Origin of the sequence: Pseudomonas sp. ICMP 3272, from assembly GCF_001466905.1 — a bacterium.
Taxonomy (GTDB): Bacteria; Pseudomonadota; Gammaproteobacteria; order Pseudomonadales; family Pseudomonadaceae; genus Aquipseudomonas; species Aquipseudomonas amygdali.
Map to the genome: position 1 here is coordinate 1 of NZ_LKEK01000113.1, position 1569 is coordinate 1569.

2 protein-coding genes and 1 pseudogene are annotated in these 1569 nt (G+C 55.8%); all 3 read right to left on the reverse strand.

Annotated features, from left to right (window positions below; all coding sequences use genetic code 11):
- Positions 1-272: toxin VasX (locus AO068_RS25140; protein WP_330219617.1), on the reverse strand; the 272-nt coding region annotated here is incomplete at its 3' end.
- Entirely contained in the window at positions 262-1143 is an 882-nt protein-coding gene (locus AO068_RS25145) for a DUF4123 domain-containing protein (RefSeq protein ID WP_058409769.1), read from the reverse strand. The genes AO068_RS25140 and AO068_RS25145, both read right to left, overlap by 11 nt.
- Positions 1140-1569: pseudogene (locus AO068_RS25150) on the reverse strand (DUF2345 domain-containing protein); the annotation flags it as partial. The gene AO068_RS25145 and the pseudogene AO068_RS25150, both read right to left, overlap by 4 nt.

Below are 1569 nucleotides of genomic sequence, written 5' to 3' on the forward strand. Positions count from 1 at the left end.
GTTTCGTCGAACACATAGACGTAGCCGTCATACAGCTGGCGAAGGGTGTAGCTGCGTGTTTTCAGTGTCGGCATCAGAGCCCATTTGCCCTGTTTCGGCAACGGCTTCAGTTGCTCCGGCGCGGCGTCGTAGCGGGATCTATCCAGCGCGTAGCGCACCGGTACGATAGCGACGTTGGGCCCTTTGAAAGGGCAAAGGCTGATGGCCGTCGCCGGGGTCTTGGGGAACAGTGCGGCGCGTCGTTGCTGGTGTGTGCCGTGTTTATCGGTCATGCGGGGCATCCCTGTCGTTACGGACTTTTTGACGGTGTTCATCAAGCGCGGCTATGCGCAGTTCCGGGGCCAGGTGCTGATGCTCGGGGTATAAAGTCTGCCAGGAGGTGTAGTGACCTTGTGGCGAGTTGATGAAATCCAGACCCCAGTCGTGGCAGATGTCGGCCCATGTCGCTAATGCGTATTCACTGATAAGTCCCCACGCGAGCCCGCTGTCCAAAGCTTGATTCAGCCAGCTTTCGATCTGATCATCACTTTGCTTCACGAAGGCTTGCGGATCGTGAGCCTTGACCCAGTCATGAATGCGTTCTTCGAACAGCCATCGATAACAGCTTTCAAAGGCTTTCAACTGCGGATCGCACAGCAGAGTGAAGCCCTGCTGAGAGGTTTGTTGCGGACGTTGATTAACAAATGTGGTGATGGTTGAGCCGAGACTACGCTGCCAACTGCTTAAAGGGGATTGGACCCACAGTTGATCTATAGGCCCGAGCGTCGGGCTCAACTGTTCAGCTCCGTAGCTGGATAGCCAGTAATGCATCACCAGCGGATCTGCAAAACGCAGCAGACTTGAGTTACCCAGGTAATCGACCGGGTTCAGAAACTGCTGCAAATGCGCCGAGACGATTTTCAAAGGCGCATCGCTGAAAAAAGTGCAGCCGTCGGCCCGCTGTTCAGGATGTTGGTGCCACTCTTCTATCAGTCTGGATGGATAAGGTGCGTGTACAAGTATCGGCCCTAGATCCATGACGCCAGCCCAACGTGTGCCCAGATACAGCGGAACGATCTCAAGATGCTCGTCACGCCGATAAAGTTGCTTTACGGCCCCAGACCGCAACATGCCATCAACCAACAGGTAATTGGCCTGGTTCATTTGTTTGTCTGCTCGGCTGCTGGTGCGCATTCCTCACAAAATGGCGTGCGTTTTATCGCCTGTGTCTGTGCGGGAACCAGCATTTCACCTGAATCGCCCCCATCTGGCTTTACTGCCAAATCTGGCAAGAGCGGGGCCGCCTCCGAGCCTTTCCCAGGACTGCCTCCTGAGTTGAGCTTCACCTGCGAGCCGTTGACCGTCACGCCGCCGGCGTCGATTTTGATAAAGGAGCCACCGGCTTTGAAGGTGATCTCCAGCCCTGCTTCGATGATCAGCTTGTTACCGGCCTTGAGATGAATTTCCTGCCCGGCGTGTGCCAGTAACCCATCAACTACCCTGATGTGCTGTGTTCCACCCACCGTCAGGTGATCGTCCGCTTTGACTTCGGTCAGCCGGTTGCCATCGACAGTGCAATGCTCCTCAGCC